This window comes from Acinetobacter sp. GRABPA_MV_2 (assembly GCF_056725885.1).
On sequence record NZ_JBWZNA010000039.1, the window covers coordinates 1 to 5,114 of the forward strand.

Here is a 5,114-nt window from a genome sequence, read left to right on the forward strand (position 1 = left end):
GACGTAATTTTAATGTGTCTCGACCTATTTTGAGCCTTCCAGCTGCGTTCGGCCAGAAGCGGACGCCAGGGTGTGCCTTAAAATCCTGCTAAACCCCTCCCAGCTAGCTCCGCCAATTACCGGCGCCTCACTGCATACCAATTGGAAGTCTTATAGCCAAGCGTTTGAGTGCGATTGCTAATTGCTCGCAATAAAACTGTAACATTGAGTCGTTATGCTCACCTCATTATCTGATTTCGTAATCAAAAATAAAGATTGATTACAACAACGAGGGTCTGGCAGCAATGATTCAACTTCAAAATATTACCGTCCAGTACGGACAAATGATTGCGTTGCATCCAACTTCACTCACGTTTCAACAGGGACAGTTTTCAGTGTTGCTCGGTGCCTCTGGTGCAGGCAAATCAACAATGCTCCGTTGTCTTAACCTGATGCAAAAACCCACTAACGGCAATATAAACATTACAATGTTAGGTTCATTGTTGGACAAAAAAATATTGCAAGAGCATCGTCGGCGTACTGGCATGATATTCCAGCAGCATCAATTAATTGGTCGACTTTCTGTTTTGCAAAATGTGCTAATGGGTAGACTAGGTTATCACTCGACGCTTCGTACTCTTTTTCCTCTATCGAAGGAGGATCAATCTATTGGATTACACAGCCTTGACCGCGTTGGGCTACTTCACAAAGCACTCTCACGAGTGGATGAGTTAAGTGGCGGTCAGCAACAACGCGTGGGTATAGCTCGGGCATTAGCGCAGCGACCGGCACTTGTTTTGGCAGACGAGCCTGTGGCAAGCCTTGATCCAGCAACCGCCAACAAAGTCTTGGCGCTCTTACACCAGATATGCAAAGAAGACGGCATAACCGCTGTAGTCAGCCTACATCAAGTCGATCTCGCTAAACGCTATGCTGACCGAATCGTCGGTCTGGCTCATGGCAAGGTTGTGTTCGATGCAATACCAGCGGCTCTGACACAAACGCATGTAACTGAACTCTATGAACAAAAAGCGCAATTGAATTCAAACATTCCAAATATTACTCATAACCATTGTTTAACTTAAGAACTGAGGAGAAATAACCATGAAAAAGCTATTCGCTGTACTGGCTCTAATATTGTTTAGCCTCTTAGGTAGTGTCACATATGCCGCACCTAATCCTGACCCCGGCACATTAAAAGTTGCTCTCTTGCCTGATGAAAATGCATCAACCGTCATTAAAAATAATAAGCCTCTAGAGATGTATCTTGAAAAAGCTCTGGGCAAAAAGATTGAGCTTATTGTTACCACTGACTATTCATCAATGATTGAAGCAATGCGGTTCGGTCGTATTGATCTTGCATATTTTGGGCCCTTGTCTTATGTATTGGCCAAACAGAAAAGTAAGATTGAACCATTTGCAGCAATGCAACAAAAAGGCACAACAACTTATCAGTCAGTGCTAATTGTGAATAAGGCGGCGGGCATCAACAACATCACAGATATCAAGAAAAAAGCCGTTGCCTGGGGTGACAAGGCCTCTACATCCAGCCACCTGATCCCCAAATCAATGCTTGCTGATAAAGGATTATTTGCCGGAACGGATTACAAGGAGCATTTCGTAGGCGCTCACGATGCAGTGGCGATGGCAGTTCAGAATGGACACGCGCAGGCCGGTGGTCTGAGCAAGCCCATTTTCAAATCGCTCGTTCTGAGCGGCTTGATCGATCTAAACAAAGTGAAGGTCTTAGCGGAGTCAAAACCGTTTCCTCAGTACCCATGGGCTATGCGCTCTAACTTAAAACCAGAGCTTAAAGAAAAAATTCGTGCTGCCTTCCTCGATTTGAAAGATCCGAACGTGTTGAAACCATTCAAGGCTGAAGGATTCGGGCCTGTAACAGATAAGGATTACGATGTCGTGCGTGATTTAGGTAGTTTGCTAAAGCTAGATTTTTCCAAGTTCTAATTTTTTGAGGTCTCTACAATGAATACGAACTTCGAAGCCATATTGTCAGAGCAGCGCCAAAGCTGGAATCGAGTAGTTAGGTATGTGATATTGATTTTAGCTATTGTCGTCGGATGTTGGTATTACGTTGGTCTATTTGATGGTGAGCGTTTAGGCGAAGGCGTGCCAAGTCTTGTTAGTCTCATTGGTGAGATGTTCCCTCCCAACTTTAGTGAGTGGAGAGCATGGGTCAAGCCAGTGCTCGATACCTTAGCCATGAGTATTGCTGGAACCGCCATCGCTGTGCTTTTGTCCGTGCCCTTGGGTATTTTGGCTGCACGCAATACCAGTCCACATCCAGCGGTCTATCAGGCTGCGCGTGCTCTGTTAAATGTGTTGAGATCTGTTCCTGAGCTTATTATGGGTATAGTTTTCGTGGCAGCTGTCGGCTTTGGTGCACTGCCGGGTGTGTTGGCATTAGGCCTGCACTCAATCGGCATGATCGCTAAGTTTTTTGCGGAAGCGATTGAGCATACAGATCAAGCACCAGTTGAAGCTGCGCAGGCCGCAGGTTGCAGCCCGCTACAAGTGATATTTCATGGCATTTTTCCGCAAGTATTACCGCAAATGGCCGACACCGCGATTTATCGGTGGGAATACAATTTTCGCGCCTCAACGGTGATGGGAATGGTCGGTGCCGGCGGTATAGGTTTCGAGTTGATAGGATCGCTGCGTCTTATGCAATACCAAGAAGTATCCGCGATATTGCTGGTCATTCTTGGGATGGTGACGCTAGTTGATACATTCAGTTCATTCTTGCGTCGCAAGTTCAAGTAGCTAACCCATATAAAAAATCCGGTATACACATGAGGGTCCACATGAAACAAAAAATAGTTCTTACCCACTGGGTTCATCCTGAAATTATCGATTATTTACAATCTGTTGCGGATGTCGTTCCCAACATGACCCGCGATACTATGTCGCGCGCAGAATTGCTGGAGAGAGCAAAGGATGCTGACGCACTAATGGTATTCATGCCTGACAGTATCGATGATGATTTTCTTGCGTCCTGCCCTAAATTGAAGATTGTAGGTGCAGCACTCAAAGGCTATGACAACTTTGATGTCGATGCTTGTACCCGCCGTGGTATTTGGTTCAGCATCGTGCCGGACCTTCTGACCATCCCAACGGCGGAGCTGACAATTGGATTGCTTCTTGGCCTGACTCGCCATCTGGCCGAGGGGGATCGCCGTATCCGAACTCACGGATTTAACGGGTGGAGACCGGAACTATACGGAACGGGTTTAACAGGACGCACACTCGGAATCATCGGTATGGGTGCGGTCGGGCGAGCGATTGCGAAGCGCTTATCGAGTTTTGATATGCGGGTGCTTTATTGCGATGACATCGCCTTGAATCAAGAGCAGGAAAAGGCCTGGAATGCACGACAGGTGAGTCTCGATGAATTATTAAGTAGCAGTGACTTTGTTGTACCTATGCTGCCAATGACGCCGCAAACTTTGCACTTATTGAATGCAGAAACAATTGGCACAATGCGCACAGGAAGCTACTTGATCAATGCGTGTCGTGGTTCAGTTGTCGATGAATTAGCTGTTGCCGAAGCACTTGAATCTGGAAAATTGGCGGGTTATGCGGCAGATGTTTTCGAATTGGAAGAGTGGATCCGTGTTGATAGGCCAACAGCTATTCCGCAGGAGTTACTGACCAATACAGCGCAAACATTTTTCACCCCACATTTGGGGTCTGCGGTCGACGACGTGCGTTTCGAAATCGAGAAACTAGCAGCCAATAATATCTTACAGGCACTGACCGGCCAAAGGCCATCCGATGCTATCAATAATCCAATTTTGGAAGGCGTTAATTGATCAATCTTGAACGCGTAGTTACTTTTCTGGCTGTCGTGAATCGGGGTGGCTTTCGTGAAGCAGCCAAGCACACAGGGCTCTCACAGTCAGCTGTGACTCAGCATGTTAGGCGCCTAGAAGAGTCGCTGAGTGTCAATCTGATTGTGCGAAACAACGCAGGTTGTACGCTCACAGAGGAAGGCAAAGTGTTTTTGCCTTATGCGGAAAACCTAGTGCGCACCGGATCCAGAGCGTGCGCATTATTCGACACAAATCGTCTTGTAATAGGCGCGAGCTCGAATATCGGCATCTATGTATTGCCACCGCACTTGAGGCGGTTCAAGAAAACAGCAACTTGCAATTTTGATGTAGTCATTGGCGATAATCTTACCATTGTGAAAAAACTGGAAAACTTTGAAGTCGATGTGGCCATTATGGAATGGTGGGATCAACGAGAGGGATTTGATGCATGCGTTTGGCGAAGTGAAGAACTAGCTGTGATTGTGCCGGTGGAGCATCCGTGGGCCAAATTGGCGAGTATTCCATTAGATTGGCTGAAGGGAGAGAAATTGCTGGGGGGAGAAACAAGTAGCGGCACAGGGCGTCTGTTACAGCATTTTTTCGGAAGCGTGGCAGATTCTATTGGTGTATCTATGCAGCTTGGAAGCACAGAGGCGGTTAAACGGGCAGTACAGGCAGGCTTGGGTATTTCATTGGTGATCTCTTCGTCTGTGGTCGATGAGTGCGAGAGTGGTCGACTAAGAAGCGTTAAAATTGAAGGGATCACCCCCTACAAAAATCTTTACGTTATTTGTCGTAGCAATATGCTTGAAAATACACCATCGGCACATTTCAAAAAATTTCTACTTCAGTAGATGGATGGTATGTTGTTTATGCCAACAGTTAGAAAGTGTGAAGTTTGCCGTGACATATCATGATTTTAAGTTGATGGTAGCATTTTATTCATTTGCGTTATTTCTCTAGAAGGTAGGCGTCTAAATACTAAGTTTTCTACCTTTAAAAGGCCATATCGAACATCCACTTTAATCTGCGGTATCAAGAGAAGATTATTTTTTGCGAACATCCGCTTTGGGCACAACTGAGCCGGTTCTGGTGCTTTGAAATTAATTTAGATCAATTGCATCGCATATCCACCAGCTAACGTGTCCGTTAGTCTCACTAGCCCCTTTTCGGGTACATCTAGTGTGTCAGGTGCTTAGGCTCTAGCGCAAAAGGCGTACTCTTAATCTTCTCAAGACTCGCCTGTATCCAACCTGCTTTGGTCGCCTGATCATCACTGTGGTCAATGTCCGCGTCATTCAAACC

The 5,114-nt window shown here is 46.2% G+C and carries 5 protein-coding genes; all 5 read left to right on the top strand.

Going from position 1 to position 5,114, the window contains the following annotated elements; translation table 11 throughout:
• Nucleotides 1-284: 284 nt before the first annotated feature.
• From phnC to ACXM0J_RS18505, 5 genes are read left to right on the top strand one after another with little or no spacing between them, the layout of a single operon-like run.
• Nucleotides 285-1,064: a phosphonate ABC transporter ATP-binding protein gene (gene phnC, locus ACXM0J_RS18485; protein ID WP_009389228.1), complete on the top strand. Its 780-nt coding sequence runs from the start codon at nt 285-287 to the stop codon at nt 1,062-1,064.
• Between the two features lie 19 nt (nt 1,065-1,083).
• Complete coding sequence (gene phnD / locus ACXM0J_RS18490; RefSeq protein WP_009389226.1) at nt 1,084-1,944, top strand: phosphate/phosphite/phosphonate ABC transporter substrate-binding protein; 861 nt, start codon at nt 1,084-1,086, stop codon at nt 1,942-1,944.
• Nucleotides 1,945-1,962: 18 nt separating this feature from the next.
• Entirely contained in the window at nt 1,963-2,760 is a 798-nt protein-coding gene (gene phnE, locus ACXM0J_RS18495; protein WP_004757464.1) for a phosphonate ABC transporter, permease protein PhnE, read from the top strand.
• A gap of 41 nt (nt 2,761-2,801) precedes the next feature.
• A complete protein-coding gene (locus ACXM0J_RS18500) occupies nt 2,802-3,809 on the top strand; it encodes a phosphonate dehydrogenase (RefSeq protein ID WP_004757466.1) in 1,008 nt (335 codons plus the stop codon).
• Nucleotides 3,806-4,663 (top strand): LysR family transcriptional regulator, encoded by an 858-nt coding sequence (locus ACXM0J_RS18505; protein ID WP_009389225.1) that lies wholly within the window; start codon nt 3,806-3,808, stop codon nt 4,661-4,663. The genes ACXM0J_RS18500 and ACXM0J_RS18505 overlap by 4 nt, the downstream gene beginning before the upstream one ends.
• Nucleotides 4,664-5,114 lie beyond the last annotated feature (451 nt).